21 protein-coding genes are annotated in these 19,745 nt (G+C 64.6%); 10 read left to right on the top strand and 11 right to left on the bottom strand.

All coding sequences use genetic code 11. The features are described from left to right. The first annotated feature begins 163 nt into the window (after nucleotides 1-163). Entirely contained in the window at nucleotides 164-1,444 is a 1,281-nt protein-coding gene (locus tag ABIA45_RS10670; RefSeq protein WP_271546870.1) for an amidohydrolase/deacetylase family metallohydrolase, read from the top strand. A 267-nt stretch (nucleotides 1,445-1,711) separates the two neighbouring features. Then, entirely contained in the window at nucleotides 1,712-3,334 is a 1,623-nt protein-coding gene (locus ABIA45_RS10665) for an ABC-F family ATP-binding cassette domain-containing protein (RefSeq protein WP_271546868.1), read from the top strand. Here the strand turns inward: ABIA45_RS10665 and ABIA45_RS10660 are convergent. Then, nucleotides 3,331-4,314 carry a glycerophosphodiester phosphodiesterase family protein gene (locus ABIA45_RS10660; RefSeq protein ID WP_271546866.1) on the bottom strand — a complete coding sequence of 328 codons (984 nt, stop codon included), beginning with the start codon at nucleotides 4,312-4,314 and terminating at the stop codon, nucleotides 3,331-3,333. The two genes, ABIA45_RS10665 and ABIA45_RS10660, sit on opposite strands and share 4 nt — an antisense overlap. 143 nt (nucleotides 4,315-4,457) lie before the next feature. On the opposite strand from ABIA45_RS10660, the gene ABIA45_RS10655 reads away from it, so the two are divergent. Beyond that, nucleotides 4,458-5,333 carry an MBL fold metallo-hydrolase gene (locus ABIA45_RS10655; protein ID WP_404651977.1) on the top strand — a complete coding sequence of 292 codons (876 nt, stop codon included), beginning with the start codon at nucleotides 4,458-4,460 and terminating at the stop codon, nucleotides 5,331-5,333. Between the two features lie 3 nt (nucleotides 5,334-5,336). Here ABIA45_RS10655 and ABIA45_RS10650 read toward each other — a convergent pair whose 3' ends face one another. After that, entirely contained in the window at nucleotides 5,337-6,389 is a 1,053-nt protein-coding gene (locus ABIA45_RS10650) for a type II asparaginase (protein WP_404651975.1), read from the bottom strand. A gap of 293 nt (nucleotides 6,390-6,682) precedes the next feature. Then, nucleotides 6,683-6,931 (bottom strand): hypothetical protein, encoded by a 249-nt coding sequence (locus ABIA45_RS10645; RefSeq protein WP_157284659.1) that lies wholly within the window; start codon nucleotides 6,929-6,931, stop codon nucleotides 6,683-6,685. A 203-nt stretch (nucleotides 6,932-7,134) separates the two neighbouring features. Between ABIA45_RS10645 and ABIA45_RS10640 the strand changes: the two genes are divergently transcribed. Continuing rightward, nucleotides 7,135-7,596, top strand: coding sequence for a cupin domain-containing protein (locus ABIA45_RS10640; protein WP_036000328.1), 462 nt, complete (start codon nucleotides 7,135-7,137; stop codon nucleotides 7,594-7,596). Between the two features lie 6 nt (nucleotides 7,597-7,602). On the opposite strand, the gene ABIA45_RS10635 is transcribed toward ABIA45_RS10640, so the two are convergent. Beyond that, nucleotides 7,603-8,565, bottom strand: a complete 963-nt coding sequence (locus ABIA45_RS10635; RefSeq protein ID WP_157284660.1) for an alpha/beta hydrolase — start codon at nucleotides 8,563-8,565, stop codon at nucleotides 7,603-7,605. A 114-nt stretch (nucleotides 8,566-8,679) separates the two neighbouring features. Here ABIA45_RS10635 and ABIA45_RS10630 point away from each other — a divergent pair, with 114 nt between their 5' ends. Next, complete coding sequence (locus ABIA45_RS10630; RefSeq protein ID WP_225114113.1) at nucleotides 8,680-9,357, top strand: nitroreductase; 678 nt, start codon at nucleotides 8,680-8,682, stop codon at nucleotides 9,355-9,357. 132 nt (nucleotides 9,358-9,489) lie between these two features. Then, nucleotides 9,490-9,693, top strand: a complete 204-nt coding sequence (locus ABIA45_RS10625) for a hypothetical protein (protein WP_036000317.1) — start codon at nucleotides 9,490-9,492, stop codon at nucleotides 9,691-9,693. A 26-nt stretch (nucleotides 9,694-9,719) separates the two neighbouring features. Here ABIA45_RS10625 and ABIA45_RS10620 read toward each other — a convergent pair whose 3' ends face one another. Genes ABIA45_RS10620 through ABIA45_RS10610 form a run of 3 tightly spaced genes read right to left on the bottom strand, consistent with a single transcriptional unit; the run spans nucleotide 9,720 to nucleotide 12,331 of the window. Beyond that, entirely contained in the window at nucleotides 9,720-10,838 is a 1,119-nt protein-coding gene (locus ABIA45_RS10620; protein ID WP_404651972.1) for an HD-GYP domain-containing protein, read from the bottom strand. Between the two features lie 51 nt (nucleotides 10,839-10,889). Then, nucleotides 10,890-11,222 (bottom strand): PilZ domain-containing protein, encoded by a 333-nt coding sequence (locus ABIA45_RS10615; protein WP_036033812.1) that lies wholly within the window; start codon nucleotides 11,220-11,222, stop codon nucleotides 10,890-10,892. Beyond that, nucleotides 11,219-12,331: a DUF2336 domain-containing protein gene (locus ABIA45_RS10610; RefSeq protein WP_404651970.1), complete on the bottom strand. Its 1,113-nt coding sequence runs from the start codon at nucleotides 12,329-12,331 to the stop codon at nucleotides 11,219-11,221. Before ABIA45_RS10610 ends, ABIA45_RS10615 begins: the two co-directional genes overlap by 4 nt. Before the next feature lie 296 nt (nucleotides 12,332-12,627). Between ABIA45_RS10610 and ABIA45_RS10605 the strand changes: the two genes are divergently transcribed. Both ABIA45_RS10605 and ABIA45_RS10600 read left to right on the top strand, forming a co-directional pair. Continuing rightward, a complete protein-coding gene (locus ABIA45_RS10605) occupies nucleotides 12,628-13,575 on the top strand; it encodes a helix-turn-helix domain-containing protein (RefSeq protein WP_404651969.1) in 948 nt (315 codons plus the stop codon). A 50-nt stretch (nucleotides 13,576-13,625) separates the two neighbouring features. After that, on the top strand, nucleotides 13,626-14,216 hold the full coding sequence (locus ABIA45_RS10600; protein WP_404651968.1) for an NADPH-dependent FMN reductase: 591 nt from the start codon (nucleotides 13,626-13,628) through the stop codon (nucleotides 14,214-14,216). Here the strand turns inward: ABIA45_RS10600 and ABIA45_RS10595 are convergent. From ABIA45_RS10595 to ABIA45_RS10585, 3 genes are all read right to left on the bottom strand, one after another. Further along, entirely contained in the window at nucleotides 14,213-16,294 is a 2,082-nt protein-coding gene (locus ABIA45_RS10595) for a methyl-accepting chemotaxis protein (RefSeq protein WP_404651967.1), read from the bottom strand. The genes ABIA45_RS10600 and ABIA45_RS10595 overlap by 4 nt on opposite strands. An 85-nt stretch (nucleotides 16,295-16,379) precedes the next feature. Next, nucleotides 16,380-17,177 (bottom strand): 2-keto-4-pentenoate hydratase, encoded by a 798-nt coding sequence (locus ABIA45_RS10590; protein ID WP_404651965.1) that lies wholly within the window; start codon nucleotides 17,175-17,177, stop codon nucleotides 16,380-16,382. 1 nt (nucleotide 17,178) lies between these two features. Then, a complete protein-coding gene (locus ABIA45_RS10585) occupies nucleotides 17,179-17,766 on the bottom strand; it encodes a TetR/AcrR family transcriptional regulator (protein ID WP_225155977.1) in 588 nt (195 codons plus the stop codon). A gap of 126 nt (nucleotides 17,767-17,892) precedes the next feature. On the opposite strand from ABIA45_RS10585, the gene ABIA45_RS10580 reads away from it, so the two are divergent. Together ABIA45_RS10580 and ABIA45_RS10575 are read left to right on the top strand one after the other, a co-directional pair. Further along, a complete protein-coding gene (locus tag ABIA45_RS10580) occupies nucleotides 17,893-18,375 on the top strand; it encodes a tautomerase enzyme (RefSeq protein WP_271546843.1) in 483 nt (160 codons plus the stop codon). 34 nt (nucleotides 18,376-18,409) lie between these two features. Next, nucleotides 18,410-19,186 carry a crotonase/enoyl-CoA hydratase family protein gene (locus ABIA45_RS10575; RefSeq protein ID WP_271546841.1) on the top strand — a complete coding sequence of 259 codons (777 nt, stop codon included), beginning with the start codon at nucleotides 18,410-18,412 and terminating at the stop codon, nucleotides 19,184-19,186. A gap of 10 nt (nucleotides 19,187-19,196) precedes the next feature. On the opposite strand, the gene ABIA45_RS10570 is transcribed toward ABIA45_RS10575, so the two are convergent. Continuing rightward, nucleotides 19,197-19,637: a DUF1810 domain-containing protein gene (locus ABIA45_RS10570; protein WP_275499253.1), complete on the bottom strand. Its 441-nt coding sequence runs from the start codon at nucleotides 19,635-19,637 to the stop codon at nucleotides 19,197-19,199. Between the last annotated feature and the right edge of the window lie 108 nt (nucleotides 19,638-19,745).

Below are 19,745 nucleotides of genomic sequence, written 5' to 3'. Positions count from 1 at the left end.
AGGCAGTCCGACATTCACGCGCCTGTCGCGGCGCAGCATAGGATTGGATCATCCGGGCTTCATTTCCAATCCCGTTCGTTGTGAACTCGACTGTGGCGGCGGAAGCGGATCTGGTCATCCAGCCCGGCCGTCGCCATCAACAAGAGCACAGAGGGGGATCATCATGCCTGCATTGTCACGCCGCGATTTCCTGGCACTCTCGACGTCGGCGGCAGCCGTCGGCCTCGCCGCGCCCGCGCGCGGGGCGATGGGGCCGAACGACAAGTACGATCTGGTGATCCGGGGCGGCGAGGTGCTCGATCCCAGCCAGTCGCTGCGCGCCAGGCGCGATATCGGCATCCGCTGGGGCACGATCGAGGCGGTCCAGGAGACGATCCCGGCCGAGCGCGCGCAAAAGAGCATCGACGCCGCGGGCAAGCTGGTGATGCCCGGCCTGATCGATCTGCATTGTCACGTCTATCCCTACGGCTCGGCCATCGGCATTCCCGCCGACGAGCTGGTGCAGTTCCAGGGCACGACGACCGTCGTGTCGGCGGGCGATGCCGGCGTTAACAATCTGGCGGCGTTGCGCCGCTTCATCGTGGCCCAGACGCGGGCGCGGATGTACGCCTTCGTCCACATCGCCAATAACGGCCTGTCGGCGTTCCCGGTCGCCGAGCTCCACAACATCGACACCGCGCAGACCGAAGCCTGCGCCATGGCACTGGCCGAGAATTCGGACTTCCTGCTCGGGGTCAAGGTACGCATGTCGGAAAACGTCATCTTCAAGCACGGGCTCGAGCCGCTCAAGCGCGGCATCCAGGCGTGCGAGATGTGCGGATGGCCGGCGAAGATGATGGTGCATATCGGCGGGGTCGAATCCAAGGAGCTGATGTCTGAGATCCTCGACCTGATGCGCCCCGGCGACGTGCTGACGCATGCCTATTCGGGCGCCCCGAACATGTCGAGCGTCTTCACGAATATCGTTCAGGACGGCAAGCTGCTGCCTGCGGCTCTCGCGGCCAAGCAGCGCGGCGTCATGTTCGACGTCGGGCATGGCGGCGGCAGCTTCGATTTCACCGTGGCGGACGTGGCGATCCCCGGCGGATGCGCTCCTGATACCATCTCTTCCGACATCCACGTCTTCTCCGGCAATTCGCCGGGCATACCCTTCCTGCCCAACGTGATGAGCAAGTTCATGACGCTCGGTTTCACGCTGGAGCAGGTGGTCGCAATGGCAACGACCGCGCCGGCCAAAATCATCAACCGTGCGCCGAAGATCGGCACGCTTCAGGTCGGTGCGCCCGCCGACGTCGCGATCATGGAGCTGGTCGAGGGACCCGTCAGCTTCGTTGATACGCGCAACAACAAAAGGGAAGGGAAAGCCCACCTCAAGCCGGTCCAGACCGTCATCAACGGCGTGCCGTTCGGGCGGCCCTATCAGGCTCCTTTCTCAGTGAGATAGAGAGCCGATCTCAAGCCTTTTTGAGATTTCGGCGAAAAGTTCTTACAGGCCGGGCGTGACCCCGAAGCGGCCGAGGCCGGGCAGCTTGAGCGCCGGGCGTCGGACGTCGCCTGTGCCGGACGCAATTGGCCCGACCCATTTGTCCGTAGGCCCCAAAGCCGAACGGTCATGGGCCGAATGGGCCGGATCCCGGCCTGTCCCGGGCTTCCCCTTGCAGCCCGCATGCCGTATGACGCTGCAACGCAAAAATCCCCCAAAAATGACCTCATGATCCGCCTCGACAACGTCAGCAAGCAAGCCGGCCACCAGATCCTGTTCATCGAAGCCTCCGCGGCCCTCAACAAGGGGGAGAAGATCGGTCTCGTCGGGCCGAACGGCGCCGGAAAGAGCACGCTGTTCCGGATGATCGCCGGTGAGGAACTGCCCGACGAGGGTCAGGTCTCGATCGATCGCGGCATCACCATCGGCTATTTCAACCAGGACGTTGGCGAGATGAGTGGCCGCAGCGCGGTGGCCGAGGTGATGGATGGCGCCGGTCCCGTCAGCGAGGTCGCTGCCGAATTGCGCGAGCTCGAGGCCGCCATGGCCGACCCCGACAAGGCCGACCAGATGGACGAGATCATCGCCCGCTACGGCGAGGTGCAGCACCGGTTCGAGGAGCTCGACGGCTATGCGCTCGACGGCCGCGCGCGCGAGGCGCTCTCCGGCCTCGGCTTCAGCCAGGAGATGATGGACGGCGACGTCGGCAAGCTCTCCGGCGGCTGGAAGATGCGCGTGGCGCTGGCGCGTATTCTTTTGATGCGGCCCGACGTGATGCTGCTCGACGAGCCGAGCAACCATCTCGATCTCGAAAGCCTGATCTGGCTGGAAAAATTCCTGCACGATTACGAAGGCACGTTGCTGATGACCTCGCACGACCGCGAGTTCATCAACCGCGTGATCTCCAAGGTGATCGAGATCGATTCCGGCTCGCTCACCACCTACACCGGCGATTACGAATTCTACGAGCAGCAGCGGGCGCAGAACGAGAAGCAGCAGCAGGCGCAGTTCGAGCGCCAGCAGGCCATGCTCGCCAAGGAGATCAAGTTCATCGAGCGCTTCAAGGCGCGCGCATCGCATGCGGCGCAGGTGCAGAGCCGGGTCAAGAAGCTCGACAAGATCGAGCGCGTCGAGCCGCCGCGGCGCCGGCAGAGCGTGGCGTTCGACTTCCTGCCGGCGCCGCGCTCGGGCGAGGACGTCGTCGCACTCAAGAACGTGCACAAGGGCTATGGCTCAAAGCGCATCTATGACGGGCTGGATTTCATGATCCGCCGTCGGGAGCGCTGGTGCGTGATGGGCGTCAACGGCGCCGGCAAATCGACGCTGCTCAAGCTGGTTGCCGGTGCGAGCGAGCCGGACGAGGGCACCGTGGCGCTCGGAGGCAGCGTCAAGATGGGCTATTTCGCCCAGCACGCAATGGATCTGCTCGACGGCGAGCGCACCGTGTTCCAGTCGCTGGAGGACGCGTTTCCGACCGCGGGCCAGGGCTCCTTGCGCGCGCTCGCCGGCTGCTTCGGCTTCTCCGGCGACGACGTCGAGAAGCGCTGCCGCGTGCTCTCGGGCGGCGAGAAGGCGCGCCTCGTGATGGCCAAGATGCTGTTCGACCCGCCGAACTTCCTGGTGCTGGACGAGCCCACCAACCATCTCGACCTCGCCACCAAGGAAATGCTGATCAATGCGCTGTCGGATTTCGAGGGCACCATGCTGTTCGTCTCGCACGACCGGCATTTCTTGGCGACGCTGTCGAACCGCGTGCTGGAGCTGACGCCTGATGGCATCCACCAATATGGCGGCGGCTACACCGAATATGTCGCGCGCACCGGACAGGAGGCGCCGGGGCTGCGGAGCTAATCTCTGCTGTTGCCGGTGAGCCTGGCGATCGCCTCGATCTCGTTGGTCCAGATGCCGCCGGAATAGCTTTGCGGCAGCCGCGCAAGCAATTCCGGCGTATCGATGCCGGTGGAGAACTCGCCGCCGCTGTAGGGGCCGAGCGCGAACACAGCGCTGTTGACGGCGTTCATGCGCGCGAGAAAGCGATCGGGCCAGCCCCATAGCCAGGGGGCGACGTTGATTGGCACCAGCACCATCGCGTTGCGGCAGGCCGCTGGGACGAGACCGGTCCAGCCGTATCCGATATAGCGTGCCAGGCAGCTTTTGATAGACTTCCGCGAGATCGTGCGGACATCCGGGGCGAGGCGACGGATCACGTCGATGGGCTCGTCGCCGCCATAGACCATGATGGTGCTACGCCGCCCGGCCGACAACGTGGTCAGCACGCCGGCAAGTTTCTCGCCTTCGTCCGGGTCCCGGCTCTTCACGTTGATGAGCAACTGCTTGTCGGGGAAGGCGGCGAACACCTCCGACAAGGTCGGCATCATGCCGACACCTTTGCCGCGGAACGGGAAGGTCTTGCCGGCGTCGGCGGTGTAGCCGTAGCCGATATCGAGCGTCTTCAGCTTTGCCATGCTCTGCGCGCGGGTGACGCCGACGCCGTCGGTCCGGCAGTCGAGCGTCCAGTCATGGAAGACGGCGAACTCGCCGTCACTGGTCGGGTGCACGTCGAGCTCGACGACGTCGGCACCGGCCGCGAAGCTCGCGCGCATCGAGCGCAGCGTGTTTTCGAGATAGTCGTGCGCCGGCGGCAGCATCCGCGCGGCGGTGCAGGTGTCGTTCTTCAGCTCGCGCTCGTCAAATCGTTGCGCCATGCCGCGATGGGCGAGCAGCACGGGCTTGCCGTCCCGATGTGGCGCCAGATGGCTTGTGTTGTTGACGTAGATTGCAGCTGCGACGGCGATCACGATCGCCGCGGTCACTCTCAGTTTCCTGCCCACCGGACATTCCTCATTCCGCGATCATCTTCTCCGGGGTTTGAGGTTGATTTGCGGCACGGGGCGCATGGGAGGCTCCCGGGTTCGGCGCCTTGAATGCCCTGATTCCGTTCGCTACGCTTTCGTCAAAAAGGGAGCGAACACCCATGAAGCCAGTCCGGATCGGCGACATCACCATCGATGCGGTGATCGAGCGGGAGGGGCCGTGGCGCCGGCCGCAGGATTTCTTCCCGGCCTATGACGAAGACGTGTTCAAGCGCCATCTGCCGACAATGGAGCCGGAGGTGTTCGACGCCGCGCGCGGCATGATGGTGATCACCTATCAGACCTTCGTGGTCCGCACGCCGCGTTACACCATCCTTGTCGACACCTGCACCGGCGAGGGCAAGGGCCATCCGCCGCCGTTCGATTTTCCCGGCAAGGCGCGCTGGCGCAACGAATTGTTCGCGCTCGGCATCGGCTTCGAGCAGATCGATTACGTGTTCTGCACGCATCTGCACATCGACCATACCGGCTGGAACACGACCTTGCGCGACGGACGCTGGGTGCCGACGTTTCCCAACGCGAAATATGTCTTCCACAAGGGCGAGTATGCGGCCTGGGAGGCCGAGCATGCCAAGGGCAACAATCCGCCCGGCACCGTCTTTCGCGACAATTGCCTGCCTATCGTCGAGGCCGGGCAGGCGCTGCTGGTCGACGACGACTACGCGCTCGACGATACCGTGACGCTGACCCCGACGCCGGGGCATTCGCCTTGTCATTGCTGCGTGAACATTTCTTCGAACGGCCAGCGCGCCGTGGTCGCGGGCGACCTCATGCATCACCAGATCCAGTGCCGCGAGCCGGGCTGGTCGGCGAAGCCGGATTGGGATGCGAAGCAGTCGGCGATGTCGCGACTAAAGTTCTTCGCCTCTGTTGCCGACACGGACACGCTGATCCTGCCGATCCATTTTCCGGCGCCGACGGCCGGGCTGATCAAGCCGTTCGGCGCCGCTTTCGATTACCGTTTCAAGCGCAAGTAGCCTCTAATAGGCGTAGAACATCCGCTGAATGTCCTTGGTGTCGGTCGTCTTGGTCAACGCCAGCATCAGCAAGATGCGCGCCTTCTGGGGATTGAGCGTATCCGAGACGACGAAGTCGTGCTCATCGTCCTTGGCCTCGCCATTGCGCGCGACGATGCCGTTGCCGACACGGCTGCTGCGAACGATCAGCACGCCTTTCTTGCGGGCATCGTCGAGCGCCGGCTCGACCGCCGGGCGGGCCAGGCTGCCGTCGCCTACGCCGGCATGCACGATTCCCTTGGCGCCGGCGGCGACAAAGGCGTCGATCGCGACCCGGTTCATGTTGGCGTAGCCGTAGACGATGTCGACCTGCGGCAGGACATCGAGCTTGGACACGTCGAATTCGGAATCCGCCGTGTGCCGGCGGGTCGTTTGGCGATAAAAATACGGCTTGTTGCCCTGCATGTAGCCGAGAAAGCCGAGCTCAGGCGTGCGAAAGGTGTCTGCCGTGGACGTGTTGTTCTTGGTGACGTCGCGCGCGGCGTTGATCTGATCGTTGAGGGCGACGAGCACGCCCTTGCCGACGGCTTCTTCACTGCCTGCGAGGATCACCGCATTGAAGAGGTTGATCGGGCCGTCCGCGCTGATCGCGGTCGATGGACGCATCGCACCGACGACGACCACAGGCTTCTTGCTCTTGACGACCAGATTCAGGAAATAGCTGGTTTCCTCGATCGTATCGGTCCCGTGCGTGATCACGATCCCGTCCACGTCGTCCTGCGCGAGGAGCGTATTGACGCGCTTGGCGAGCTTCAGCCAATAATCATTGTTCATATTCTCGCTGGCGATCTGGAAGACCTGCTCGCCCTTGACGTTGGCCACGGTTTTCAACTCGGGGACGGCGTTCAAGAGGGTCTCGATGCCCACCGTGGCCGCGGTATACCCGATGACGGTGGTGCTGCTCGCCCCGCTGCCGGCGATCGTGCCGCCGGTTGCGAGAACCATGACGTTGGGCAGGCCGGGGCCTCTCGCGTTGGCAACGTCAACGATCATAAGCAGCGTAAAGAGCACGCTCATTATCGCCACCAAGTGATCACGCACGCGGAACTGCAACATCTCGTCCATCCTTTGCTGGAAGCCTCGTTGATGCGCCCCGGTTCGCTCAGCGCCGCATCATCTGTCAGCCGCTGCGTTCTGTCTAGGGTCGCGGCGCGTTTGCTTTACGCGCTCGGCGCGTGTCGGAAACTGGCGGCGGGGAGGCACAAAAAGCAAATGGCCGGGACATTCTCGCGCGAAGACGCGCTTCTGCCCGGCCATGACGGCATTTCGCTTGTGATGGCTTTGCTGAAGAAGCCGGGAACGGACTGCGTTTACGCGCTGGTCTCGCACTTCTTCATGAAGCTGCTCTTGGCGGCGCCGGCGAGCGGCTTGCCGTCGGCGCTGACGGCCTTGGGCGCGCAGGCGTCTTCCTTGCACTTCTTCAGGAACGAGGTCTTGGCAGCGCCGGCGAGCGGCTTGCCGTCCTTGCCGACGGCCTTGCTCTCGCAGGTTTCTTGCGCAAGGGCCGAGCCCGCTGCGAAGGTGGCAACGATCGCAGCGAGGAAAATCCGTTTCATCATGGGGGTCTCCTGAACCAGAAATGGCCGGGAGATTGGAGCCGGGAATCGTGGCGCAATCAAGCAGGATGAGCACTGGGCCGCCCGGTCGCCCGCTGATTTTTGCGCGCCAGCTCGGAGGATGTCGCCTCTGTTGCAGTGCTCGCTGACCGCATCGGGCGATCCTGCTAGCGTCGGTCCCTTGAGAATGGAGAGGAAGCATCGTGATGGACGCCGCGATCCCGCACGACCAGGCAGCCGATCGGCATTCCCACCTGGTTCGACCCCAAGACATGGATTGGCAGAAGACGCGCTTTCCGGGCTGCGAGGCCAAGACGCTACTGTTCGATCGCCGTACGGGGCTGATGACCGCCTTGATGCGTTTTGCGCCAGGATCGGTGCTGCCCGATCACGAGCATGTCGGCATCGAGCAGAGCTGGGTCATCGAAGGCGCGCTCGTCGACAAGGAGGGTCCGGCCAAGGGCATTGCCTGCAAGGCCGGCGAATTCATCTGGCGCGAGGCGGGCAGCCGGCACGCCGCCTGGTGCCCGGACGGCGCGTTGATCCTGGCGATCTTCCAGGTGCCGAACAAGTTTTTCGAGGCCGACGGCCGCGTGGTCGATGCCGCTGGCCAGGATTGGGACGAGACCTGGGGGCACACAGCGGCGCAGCGGGCGCAGAGCGCCTGATCGCCTTCACGCGCCGCGCATCAGCAGCGCCTTGAAGTCGGCCCGCGCGCGCTGCGCTTCGGCGCGTGCGACGTCGGAGGCGTCGCCCATGCCGAAATAGCCATGGATCAGGCCGGGACCCTCATGGTGCTTGACGCGGACGCCGGCGGCCTCCAGCGCCCGCGCATAGGCGGCGCCTTCGTCGCGCAGGGGATCAAACCAGGCGGTGGTTACGACCGCGGGCGCGACGCCGGCCAAGGAGGCAGCCCGCAGCGGCGAGACGCGCCAGTCGCCGGCGTGCGCGGGATCGGCGAGATAATGGCCGCAGAACCATTCCATCGTCGCCCGCGTGAGGAAGTAGCCCTCGGCGTTCTCGCTGCGCGAGGGATAGCGCGCGTTCTCGCGCGCATCGGCATAAGCGCCGACGACGTCGGTGACCGGATAGACCAGCAGTTGCGCGGCGAGCTTGATGCCGGCCTCTCGACAGGCGATCGCGCTCGTCGCTGCGAGATTGCCGCCGGCGCTGTCGCCGGCAACACCGAAGCGCTTTGCGTCACCGCCAAATTCCGCGACGCGGCCAAACACGTCGCTGACCGCGGCGAAAGCATCCTCGAAGGCGCCGGGAAAGCGCGTCTCGGGTGGGCGGCGATAGTCGACGGAGACGACGACCGCGCCGGTCTCGATCGCAAGGTTGCGCGCCTGCCGGTCGTGGGTTTCGAGATCGCCCGCAACCCAGCCGCCGCCGTGGAAGAACACCACCGTCGGTGCCGGCGCGGCGCCGACCCGATAGACCCGTGCGGGAAGCAGACTGGCGCCGCCTTTCACCCTGATATCCTCGACGCTATCGACCGGCGGCGGCGGAATGGCGGCACGCGAGGCAGCCAGTGCGCGCAAGGAATCGCGGGCGCTCTGTGGCGTCATGACCGTGGGATCGCGCATAGGCATGAGCGGAATGATCTGGGCGATGACGGGATCGAGCGGTGCGGCCATGGGCTTTCCTCACAGGGTTCTTGGTCTTGCTTGGTCATTAGCATAGGTTTTGCGGGCAGCATCGGCAACCGGCGTGCGTCGCAAGGCCGGACGACGGGCAGGGAGGTTCACGAGGTGGAATTCGAGACGCTGGTCCAGTCGCGCCGCAGCGTGCGTGGCTTCAAGAACGAGCCGGTGCCGCGCGCGGTGATCGAGGCGATCATCGAGAGCGCCAAGCGCGCGCCCTCGTCGATGAACACCCAGCCCTGGCATGTCCATGTGCTCACGGGTCATCCGCTGGAGGAGGTGCGTCGCCGCAACATGTCGGAGATGGCCGGCGGCGCCAAGGTCAAGCGCGACATCGTCAGCCATGGCGAATACCAGGGCGTGCATCGCACCCGGCAGGTCGACATCGCCAAGAAGCTGTTCGGCGCGATGGGAATCGCGCGCGACGACAAGCCGATGCGGCAGGACTGGGTGCTGCGCGGCTTCCGCCAGTTCGACGCGCCGGTCTCGCTGGTGCTGACCTATGACCGCGTGCTCGATCCCGGCGCGGTCTGCCACTTCGATCTCGGCGCGCTCTGCTACGGCATCGTGCTCGCGGCGTGGGACCGCGGGCTCGGCTCGGTCATCAACGGGCAGGGCATCATGCGCTCCGACATCGTGCGCGAGGTCGCCGAGATTCCGGAAGACGAGGTCATCATGACCTGTGTCGCGATGGGCTATCCCGACGACGGCTTTGCCGCGAACGCCGTGCGCTCGGACCGCGAGCACAACCACCAGTTCGTGCGTTACGTGGGTTTTGCCGATTAGCACGAGCAAGAGGAGATTATTCTCTAGCGAAAATATTTGGTGCGGTGTCGCGAGTGGCCTCTTGCAATCTCGAAGTCGCGGGAGGAACAATATGCGGACTGAGAGGTTTGTTGCTGGCGCGAGGGAATTGATATGCGGCGGCTGGCTAGCCTGGTTCGGCGGTTCTTCGGTCCGCGACTGCGGCCTAAGATCGATGATGATCCAAGTCTTCCTTTCACACCCGAAGAGTTCGGCCGGCTGATTCGCAGCGGCCGGCACGAGGACATGAAGCTGCTGGCCGACGGGCTGGCCTGCCGCTCCATCCCGCGCCGCGCCAGCCATCGTGCGACGCATTAGGCTGCGCTCGAGACGGGTCACAGCGCTCACCGCGTGAGCGCGACCTGCTTGAACGCGCGGACCAGCGCCTTCTCCAGCTTGCCCGTCATCTCGCACAGAACGTCGTAGGCCTCCGCGCGCGGCATGGTCGGCTTGTAGTGCCGGTGCTCGATCAGGGCTGCGAAGATGTCCGAGATCGTTAGAATCCTGACGATATCGCCAATGCTCTCGGCGCAGAGCGCATCGGGATAGCCGCTCCCGTCGAGGTACTCGTGATGATGGCGGACGGCATCGAGAATCTCCGGCGAGATCCCGTCATGGTCCTTGAGAAACGTATGGCCGGCGGCGGGATGCGTTTCGATCAGCGCGCGCTCGGCGGCATCGAGGCGGCCCGGCTTGTCGAGGATGGCGAGTGGAATCTGCGCCTTGCCGATGTCATGGAACATGGCCGCCGAGTAGAGACGTTCCAGGTCGGCCCTGCCGACGCCGAGGCTCAGTCCGAAGTCGATGGCGACACCGGTCACCAGCAGGCAATGCTGATAGGTTCCTTCGTGGTGCCGCCGCACCGTCATGAGCCACTCCGTCAGGCCATGCCGGGTGATGCGATCGGCGATCTGGCGACCGGCTTCCTTGGTGGCGTTTACGTCGAGCGGCTGGCCCAGGGTGACGGAGGTGAACATGGATGCGATCGCGGTCGCGGCGGTCTCGACGGCAGTGTCGGCCTGCGCGCTCGCGCGCGACGCAGCCGAGAGCGGATCAGGCGGATCAGACAGCGCCGCCAGCAGCTTCGCCCGGTTGATCGCGCCCGGCAGGACCAGGGTCGCTCCAAGCGCATAGGCCTGCGAAACGGAGACATGCGAGGTGTGCTCCAGCAGGAAAATCCGTTTCTTCGCTTTTGCGAGCTTGCCCGCCCGTTTCTTGATCGCCGCGATGTTGTCGACATCGCGAAGCTCGGCGCGAATGACGATGGCGGACGGCACCTCTGACAGCTTGGCCTCAGCGTCCAGCCGCTCGCCCGCGACGGCAAAGCGTTGCTCGAGGATCGAGCACACACCGGCCAGCTTGTCGGACGTGTCGGCCAGCACATGCACGAACGGGCGCGGCGCTCCACTGACTGCGATGCCGCCAAGGCTGGTGGGTTTGAGTGTGGTTTGCGCGTTCTGCACGGATATGCCCCGGAATAGCGCGGGCTCCAATCGATGGGTCGAATTCTCGGTCTATTTGGCCTGATCGGAGCTCTGTGCTGCGGCAGCCGGCGTAATCGCCTGCTTCTTCTTGCTTTGTGCGGTGACGAAGTGGATGCCAGCGGTGGTGCCGTCGATCCAGACCAGCTCGCAGCGTCGGTAGGCCAGGCCCGTCGACGACAGCAGCATGAAGAATTCCTTGGCCTGGAGCACGTCCAGCGTGCCCTCGACCTCGACCTTCGCGCCCGTCTGCGAGACGTCGAGCAGGACGCAGCTGCGCCGCCAGGTGCCGTCGGATCCCATGAGATTGACCGGCTGCCTGTGGTCCATTTTCACGCGAAAGGCTTTGCGACCGTCGAACTTCATCGGCTAACCCCCATCTTTTTTGCGTCGCGATGTCCCCGACCGTACTCCTTGGCGTTTGCGGCAATTTCGCCCCACCGCACCGTCCACTGGCTGGTCGACAGAAGCAGCGTCTCGAAAATGTGCTGCGCGCGTGCGCGCTCGGCGAAAGAAAGCCGCGTGCCGCAGCGGTTGCTCAGGATGGCGAGCGTGGTCTGCCAGTTCAGCCGCGAGGCGCGGCAGGCCATGACGAGACCCTCGCAATCCTGGTCGGTCATGACATGCTCGACGATCTCGATGGGAGCGCCTGAAAGCACCGACAGCGCGGAGATGAGGTTGGCGGTCTCGCCGCGGATGGCGAAGCGGTTCACCGTGGAATCGTTCAGCTTGCCGATGCGGCTGAGTGCAACGATCTCCGGCCGTGCGCTTGCATAGGCGGCCGCGGAGGGTAGCTTGGTGACGATGGGTGCGGCCGTTGCGGCTTGAAGCGAGACGGTGGCGTTCGGTCCGATGCCGGATTTCGGCGCTGGCGAGGCCGACAGCAACTTCCGCATGACTGTGTCGGGCGTGTCGGGCCTGAGCGCCAGTGCCTTGGTGAGTTCGTCATCCGCCAGGCACTTCTCAACCAGCGCAACGTAAGCGGCCTCGGAGAACCTTGCCTCCCTGTTGCCGATCAGCGCAAGACAAACGCTGGGGCTGCCACCCGTGATCAGCGTCTCCATCACCGGTGGATCGATCGGCGCGCGGCCGGCAATGGCACATTGCTGCCTTATGCCGCCCGCAGCTGCGATCGATGTGAGATCGGCCGTGGACAGTGACTGCGATCGGAGCAAGACAGGGCAGGCGACTTCCGGATCGTGGTGCGAGGCGAGCCGTCGCACGGTGTTCGGCGGAGCCACTTGGAGCTGTGCGAGCACCGCGCTGACATCGATCAGCGTGCTGGGCTCAACCCGCTCGATCAGTCGCAGCAGGATGCCGTCGACCACATCGGCGAGCAATTCCTGGGAGCGGCCGCGGCTGCTTGTGAGCAGTTGCAAGAGGCCGTAGAGGATGCGAGCGCACCGGTCCAGCGGACACGTTGCAACCGCGTTCTCCAGATCCACCAGACTATCAGCAGGCGAATTTGCCGTCATGGCAGGAGCCTGAAATTAAATAAATTGAACGATCAAACGACGGTCATTCCGCCGCAAAGGTGTTAATTTGAATTTTAATTGTCGAAGGCTGGGGTATTTCGGCACCGCCGGCCCTGTGGGAAACGCTATCGAAATTCGGCGAGGCAGGGTTGTCCCGGATTGTTCTTTCAACCGGCTCCTCTCCATTTAATCAGGACACGACAGAATCGATTCTAGCGAAATAATCGAGGGAGGAAGCGAACCGGCATTCCGCGGCCGGACGCACATCCAGAGCGGCGCGGCATTCTCTTATTTCCATGAACAGCATTGACGATGTGCCGAGCTCGGCACTCAAAACATTTCGTTTTTCAGATGTTGACGAATTTCGAAGCGCCATACGCGGGCTGAATTTCGAATTCACCCCTTTTGTGCGGAAGATTTCGGCTGAGCAGACGATCCTCGCCTTACCCGGCTGCGACGTGAATTTTACGCGCGCATTTCCGAGGGTGGTTGACGCACAACTCGTGGAGAATTGCACTGCGATCGGCTTCACGATGGACGATCTCAACGTGCCAATTCGCTTCAACGGCTCGCAACGTGCGCGGCCCGTTGTGGTCATTGGCAACGGCGGGGCGGCCTACACCACCGTCGAGGAGGTGCAGCGGCAAATCGCCTCGGTGGTTTTCCGCCCGGAGGTGAGGGATCGTGGCTGGCCGTCGACGCTCTCGAGCTTCAAGATTTTTGAAGTCACCACGGCCGGCTTGCAGCGGTTGCGCGGCGTGGTTCGCGAGGTGCTGGCCGAGGCGTCCGGGCCAATTCCGGCCGCGGAGCTTTTGCTGAAGGGAGCGGCGATGAAGGAGTCCCTGCTCGGAGCCGTCGACGAGGCCTTTGCAGCGATCGTTTCGGCCCGCTGGACGCTCGGACCCAACGACGGACGGAATTTCAGGACATTCCAGGACATCCGCGCGCTGCTGTCTGACGACCTGTCGGAGCCGATTTACAGCGATGAGATCGCGCGCAGGCTCGGGCTGTCCGTTCGCACCATGCACGACGTCGTGCGCCGCTATCGCGGCATGAGCCTGCACCGCTATTTGCGTCTGCATCGGCTGTGGCTGGTGCGTCGGCGCCTTCTTGCCGGGGCCGATAGCGTCAAGGCGGTCGCGCTGGCGTATGGCTTCTGGCATCTCAGCGATTTCTCAAGAAGTTACCGTGACCAGTTCGGCGAGACGCCGTCGCAAACACTGGACCGTGGTCGCGGAAAGTAGTGCGACAAATCGGGTAGGGCTGGACGCCGGTTTCGTGCTACCGTTCGGCCATGAGCAATCGCATTCTCGTTCTCTACGGTTCTTACCGTTCCGACCGCATGGGCATCCGCCTTGCGAATTTCGTCATCAACCGGCTGCGCGGCCGCGGCGAGGACGTCGAATTCATCGACGCCAAGGCGATCGGGCTGCCGATGCTGGACCGCATGTACAAGGAATATCCCAAGGGCTCGGCGCCGGAGGCGCTGGAGAAGCTGGCCGGGCAGATCCGCGGGGCCGACGGATTCGTCTTCGTCACCGGCGAGTACAATTGGGCCATGCAGCCCGGGCTGAAGAACCTCACCGACCATTTCCTGGAGGAATGGTTCTGGCGCCCGGCCGCGATCGTGAGCTATTCGGCCGGCCGGCTGTCCGGCGCGCGCGCGGCGACCGCTTGGCACGGCACGCTCTCGGAGATGGGCATGGTGGTGGTGTCGAGCACCATCGGTGTCGGCCCGATCGCGCAGACGCTGTCGGAAGTCGGCGAGCCGATCGGCGATGGCGGCAAGGCCCTGGAGCGCTCGTTTCCGCGCTTCGCCGACGATCTGACGTGGTGGATCGAGGCGGCGAAAGCGCAGCGCGCGCGCAAGGCGCCACCTTACTAGGCCGCCCGGACTTCGCCGAGGAAGCGCTCGAACTGGCCGGCGAGATCGCGCGACTGGGTCGAGAGCTGCTCGGCCGCGCCCAGCACCTCTCTGGCCGCGGCGCCGGTGTCGTCGGCGGCGCACTGCACGCCGGAGATGTTGCTGTTGACCTCCTGGGTGCCGCGGGCGGCCTCCTGAACGCTGCGGGCGATCTCCTTGGTCGCCGAGCCCTGCTCCTCGATCGCCGCCGCGATCGCGGTGCCGATCTGGTCGATCTCGGCGATGACGTCGGCGACGTTGCGGATCGCCGCCACCGTCTCGTCGCTCGCGGTCTGGATCGCGGTGATCTGCTCGGAGATCTCCGTCGTGGCCTTGGCGGTCTGGCCGGCCAGCGACTTCACTTCGGAGGCGACCACGGCAAAGCCGCGGCCGGCCTCGCCGGCACGGGCGGCTTCGATGGTCGCATTTAGCGCAAGCAGGTTGGTCTGCTCGGCGATGCTCTGGATCAGCGTCACGACGTCGCCGATCTTCTGCGCGCCCTCGGCGAGCGTGCGCGCGGTGTCGCCGGTGCGGCGGGCATAGTCGACGGCACGTGCCGCGATCTCGGTGCTCTGGGCGACCTGACGCCCGATCTCCGCGATCGAGGAGGTCAGCTCTTCAGTGGCGCTCGCGACCGTCTGCACGTTGGTCGAGGTCTGTTCGGAGGCGGCGGCGACCACGGCGGCCTGGCTGTTGGTCTGCGCCGCCGTCGAGGTCATCGACTGCGCGGTGCTTTCCATTGCAGCAGAGGCCCGCGACAGGCCGCCGACCAGCTCGGTCACCTTGGCCTCGAAGGCGCGGGTGAGATCGTCGAGCGCCTGGGCGCGGCGCATCTTGCCGTCGTTCTCGGCCTGCTTCTCGGCCGCGAGCCGATCGGCGCGGATCATGTTGTCCTTGAACACCTGAACGGCCGCGGCCATCGCGCCGATCTCGTCGGAGCGCTCGGCGCCCCGAATGGTCTCCGCAACCTCGCCGTCGGCGAGCCGCGACATGCGCGTCGTCAGGCCGACGATCGGCGCGCAGACGCGGCGGCGAACCGTCACGATGAGGCCGGCGCTGGCGATCAGCACGGCGACAAGGCCGACGAGCGCGATCGTGAAGCTGGTGTGCGCGGCCGACGAAGCGCCGGCGAGAATCTGCTCGGCGTTGTCGTAGAAGGCGTCGCGGACGCCGATGATGGTGCCGAGGCCGCGCTGCGTGGCGGCGTAATAGGTATCCATGTCGTGTTCGTATTTGCCGGTGATCGCGCCGTCCTTCACCAGCTTGAGCTCGCGGCCGAACTCCTCGACATAGATCGCGTTGAACTTCTCCAGGGCCTCCGCGACGTTCGCCGGCGTTGTTGGATTGCCGCGCAATTCCTGCAGCGACATCACGATCTGATCGTTGCGGCCCTGCGAGCGGGCAATGTCGGCCTTCTCGGCGTCGGTCGCCGGCTTCTTTCCGCCGAGGAGATTCTTGTGCAGGCTGGAGTTGAAGCCGCCGACGTCGCGCAGCGTCATCGCGACATTGGCGTAGCTGGCCTGCCGGTAGGCGTCACCGTTCAGGATCGCCATGCGGCGGACCTGCTCGTTGAGCAGCGCAGTCACGCCGCCGTTGAGCACGGCATTGTCGGCGACGATCTTCTTGGCGGCGTCCTTGCGCGCATCGGCGGGACCCGCCAGCGCCTTGTCGATGGCCTCGCGCAAGCCAGTGAACTTCGCGTTGATGCCGTCGATGTTGCTGCCGATCGTGGTGCCGTCGTCGAACGGGCCGGGCAGCTCCTTGCGCAGTGCATTCATCTTGTCGCGGGCGCGGTCGGTCTGCTTGCGCAGCTTGTCCTGCTCGGCCAGCAGCGCAGGGTCGATGGCCGCAGGTCCATAGAGGATGTTGGTGGAAAAGCCGCGCTCCGGATTAAGATAGCGCGGGATGTCGCTGACCGCGCGGACGATCGCGAGGCGGCCTTGCGCCTCGCTGATCAGTTCCATGGTCTGATATTTCGTCACGGCGACGTAGACGGCGAGGCCGCCGCCGACGGTCGAGAGCGAGACGATGGCGCTGGTCAGGAGCGTACCGATTTTCATGATCTGTCCGGCAAATAACGGAGAATTATTTCGCCCGGACGATAGGGCGGCCATGTTAATCAGCGGTTTACGCTCTTTTGCCGTCTCAGCTGTAGGTCGCGCTGACCGATCCCAGCGGGCCAAAATCGGCAACGTAGGTTTCGCCAGCCTTGGGCCGGAGCATACCGGTCAGCGTTCCCGTGCTGATCGTCTGGCCGGCCTTGAGTCCGATGCCGGTCCGCGACAGCTCGTTGGCAAGCCAGGCCAGCGGCACCAGCGGATGGTCAATCGCCTCTGCAGCGGAGCCGCGGCGTCTCTCGATGCCGTTGCAATTGAGGACGACATCCTGAGTGGCGACGTCGCGGCTGCGCCAGTCGGCGATGGGCTCTCCGAGCACGATCGTTCCTGATCCAGAGCCGTCGGCCATAATCGCTGGCATCGGCGGAAACGCCGCGTCGTGAATGAAGCGGCACTCGGCGAGCTCGATGCCGGGATGCAACGAGGCGACGGCGTCGCCGACCTCGTCCACCGTATAGGGCTTCGCGCGCGGCGGCAGATCGGCGCCGAGAAGCGCCTGGAACTCGACTTCGGGGATAGGGCTGCATTGTCTGGCATGCTCGACGCTGGCGGGCGAGCTCTTGATCAGGGGCGCGAACACCCGCCCATAGATCGGCGAGGAGATGCGAAGCTGACGCTGGAGCCCGGACTTCATGCCCGCGATCTTCCAGCCGACGACATCCCAGCCGAGTTCTTCTTCAACCATCTGCGCGACTTGGTACGCCGTGTCCGCATCCGGTGGGACCAGCCGTTCGTCGAGGCCGCTCTGTTGCCGGCCCTCGCGACGCAAATCGGCGAGCTGACGGGCGAGTTCGCGTTGTCGGGACAAGTCCATGCGCGTCTCCAATCTATTTTTTTGTGCAGGCGAGGGCGGTTGCGAGGACGATCTCCAGTTCCTCCTGAACCTGATCGAGCGCGTCGGCGCTGCGGCTGGCGCGGCACATCGCGACCGTGCCTTCGATCGAGGCGACGACGAGGGTTGCAAGCCGCTCGGCGCGCTCGGCAGCCAGTCCTTCGCGCAACAAGGCTGCTTGCATGATCCGCCGCCAATCGGCGAACACGCCGTCGGCGAGGTCGAGCAGGTGCTGCTGCGCGGCCGCGTCGTCCTTGTCACTGGGCTCACCGACATAGCGATCGACCGCCACGGCGAGCACGGGGCAGCCGGCCTCGAAGCCAGTTGCCTCCAACTGACGGCGCCATGATGCGACAAAAGCCTTGAGGCCGCCGATCACGCCGCGTTCGTTCATGGCTTTCTCCAGAGGAATGGATACCTGCCGTCCGGCGAAGGTCACGGCTTCGGCGATCAATTGCGGCTTACCGTCGGGGAAGTGGTGGCTGATCGAGCCGCGCGGCGTCGCTGTGTGGCGGACGACGTCGCGCATGCTGGTGGCGTTGACGCCGCGGCGGCTCATCAGGTCGGCGGCGCCGGCGATCATCCTGTCGCGTGTGGTGGCAGTCATCGGGAATCCTGCAATTGGCCATCTCCATCTAGACTATGACACTTGACATAAGCAAGCCGCGCTGAAATATGACGAGTGTCATATTCGTGGAGAGATGCCAATTTGACCATCATCACCGTCACCGCACCGGCCGGACGGCTCGGCCTGCCGCAGCGTCGGCAGCTTGCGGAAAGCCTGACCGACGCCGTGCTCGAGCCGGAGGTCGGCCAGAAGGCGCCGGCGGCCCGAATGGGGTTCCAGGTGCATTTCCACGACCTGCCGCCCGACAGCATGGCGATCGGCGGCCGGTTGCTGTGCGATCAGGACAAGCCGCGCGACATCATCACCGTCAACATCGCCGTCATGAACGCGGCCTGGCCGGCGGAGGTGCGCGCCGAGGTGATCCGCAACGTGCTGGCGCGACTTGCGGAGGCCTGCAGCATGCCGGCGCCGTCGCCGACCTGGTGGGTCAATTTCGAGATCATCGATGAGGGAAGCTGGGGATCGCGCGGCGGGGTGCTCTCGATCCTTCAGCTGTTGGATTCCGGCGTGTTCACGCCGGCCCGGATCGAGGCGATCCGCGCGGCGCTTCAGCAGCCGGCCTGACTTGCTGCCAACACCACAATCGGGAGACGAGCACATGAGCGAAGGTCAGATCCGCACCGAGGTGCACGGCCACGTCCTCAAGATCATCATCGCCAACGCCGCGAAGAAGAACGCGTTCACGCCTGCGATGATGGAGCAATTGTCCGATGCACTCACCGAACTGCACGACAACGATGCCTATCGCGTCGGCGTGGTCTGCGCCGAGGGCGGGGATTTCACTGCAGGTCTCGATATGCCCAAATTCTTCGGTCCCACCGCGGAGAAGCGCAACACCAAGGACGGCAATGTCGACCCGTTCGGGCTCAACAAGCGCTGCCGCAAGCCGATCGTGACGGCCGTGCAGGGTATCGTCTACACCATCGGCATCGAGTTGATGCTCGCCGGTGACATCGTGGTTGCAGCCGATGACTCACGCTTCTGCCAGATGGAGGCGAGGCGCGGCATCGCACCGCTGGGCGGCGCGCATTTCCGCTTCTTGTCGCGGGCCGGCTGGGGCGATGCGATGTATCATCTGTTCCTCTGCGACGAGTTTTCGGCGCAGCGCGCGCATGCGATCGGTCTCGTCCAGGAGGTCGTGCCTGCAGGCGAGCAGATCGAGCGGGCGATGACGCTCGCCGCCATGATCGCGCGCAATGCGCCACTCGGCATTCAGGTGACCAAGGAAGCGGCGGCGAACTATGTCAAAGCTGGCGAAGCGGCCGCGATTGCCTACATCCCGAAAATTCGCGATCGCGTGCTCGGCAGTGCCGACGCCAAGGAAGGCATCCAATCCTTCATCGAGCGTCGAGCGGCCGTCTTCCAGGGGCGCTGATCGGCGCCGACTAGCGCGGCGCCTGATCGAGCTTTGCGAGAATCTCCAGCGTGGCGCCGTCGCGTTCGCCTGCGAAATATCGGGCGAGCGCCTGATCGAAGACGGGCTCGTCGGAGACCGCGCCGAACAGCGTCATCGACGAGCGGAATTTGGCGTCATCCGGCGCGCCGAGGATCGCGTTGATAGTCCGGCCATCGACCGCGAGCACCAGCCTGGTGCATTCGATCAGGCGACCGCCGAGGATGGGGTGGGCGAGATAAGCCTCGGCCTCCGCGCGGGAGCCGATGGCATAGCGCTGCGACATGGCGCTGAACCCGAGACCTGCGACCTGGGGGAAGATGAACCACATCCAGTGAGTCTGCTTCCGGCCCCTAGCCAGCTCGCCCAAGATGTCGCCGTAGACCGGGTCTTGGGCCCGGACAAAGCGATCGAGATCGAACGGATCGGTCATTGGATACCTTAGGGGATACCTTTGGAGGGCCTTGGCGGCCCCGATTATGCCTAACTTTTGGCTCCCAATGTGGTAGCTGGTATAGAGTCTCTCCGGGTGGGGGTGGGT

Origin of the sequence: Bradyrhizobium sp. USDA 336 (assembly GCF_044908355.1) — a bacterium.
Taxonomy (GTDB): domain Bacteria; phylum Pseudomonadota; class Alphaproteobacteria; order Rhizobiales; family Xanthobacteraceae; genus Bradyrhizobium; species Bradyrhizobium yuanmingense.
The sequence above is the reverse complement of the archived record's forward strand: the minus strand, read 5'-3'. Positions and strand labels throughout refer to the sequence as shown.

Bases quoted from the DNA above. Each gene is read 5' to 3' on its own strand.
- ABIA45_RS10585 (WP_225155977.1), bottom strand. From the start codon at position 17,766: ATGATCGCCGGCGCCGCCGACCTGATGAGCCGCCGCGGCGTCAACGCC.
- ABIA45_RS10615 (WP_036033812.1), bottom strand. From the start codon at position 11,222: ATGAAGTTCGACGGTCGCAAAGCCTTTCGCGTGAAAATGGACCACAGG.
- ABIA45_RS10575 (WP_271546841.1), top strand. From the start codon at position 18,410: ATGAGCGAAGGTCAGATCCGCACCGAGGTGCACGGCCACGTCCTCAAG.
- ABIA45_RS10645 (WP_157284659.1), bottom strand. From the start codon at position 6,931: ATGATGAAACGGATTTTCCTCGCTGCGATCGTTGCCACCTTCGCAGCG.
- ABIA45_RS10670 (WP_271546870.1), top strand. From the start codon at position 164: ATGCCTGCATTGTCACGCCGCGATTTCCTGGCACTCTCGACGTCGGCG.
- ABIA45_RS10600 (WP_404651968.1), top strand. From the start codon at position 13,626: ATGAGCAATCGCATTCTCGTTCTCTACGGTTCTTACCGTTCCGACCGC.
- ABIA45_RS10640 (WP_036000328.1), top strand. From the start codon at position 7,135: ATGGACGCCGCGATCCCGCACGACCAGGCAGCCGATCGGCATTCCCAC.
- ABIA45_RS10625 (WP_036000317.1), top strand. From the start codon at position 9,490: ATGCGGCGGCTGGCTAGCCTGGTTCGGCGGTTCTTCGGTCCGCGACTG.
- ABIA45_RS10610 (WP_404651970.1), bottom strand. From the start codon at position 12,331: ATGACGGCAAATTCGCCTGCTGATAGTCTGGTGGATCTGGAGAACGCG.
- ABIA45_RS10570 (WP_275499253.1), bottom strand. From the start codon at position 19,637: ATGACCGATCCGTTCGATCTCGATCGCTTTGTCCGGGCCCAAGACCCG.
- ABIA45_RS10655 (WP_404651977.1), top strand. From the start codon at position 4,458: ATGAAGCCAGTCCGGATCGGCGACATCACCATCGATGCGGTGATCGAG.
- ABIA45_RS10605 (WP_404651969.1), top strand. From the start codon at position 12,628: ATGAACAGCATTGACGATGTGCCGAGCTCGGCACTCAAAACATTTCGT.
- ABIA45_RS10650 (WP_404651975.1), bottom strand. From the start codon at position 6,389: ATGAGCGTGCTCTTTACGCTGCTTATGATCGTTGACGTTGCCAACGCG.
- ABIA45_RS10595 (WP_404651967.1), bottom strand. From the start codon at position 16,294: ATGAAAATCGGTACGCTCCTGACCAGCGCCATCGTCTCGCTCTCGACC.
- ABIA45_RS10635 (WP_157284660.1), bottom strand. From the start codon at position 8,565: ATGGCCGCACCGCTCGATCCCGTCATCGCCCAGATCATTCCGCTCATG.
- ABIA45_RS10665 (WP_271546868.1), top strand. From the start codon at position 1,712: ATGATCCGCCTCGACAACGTCAGCAAGCAAGCCGGCCACCAGATCCTG.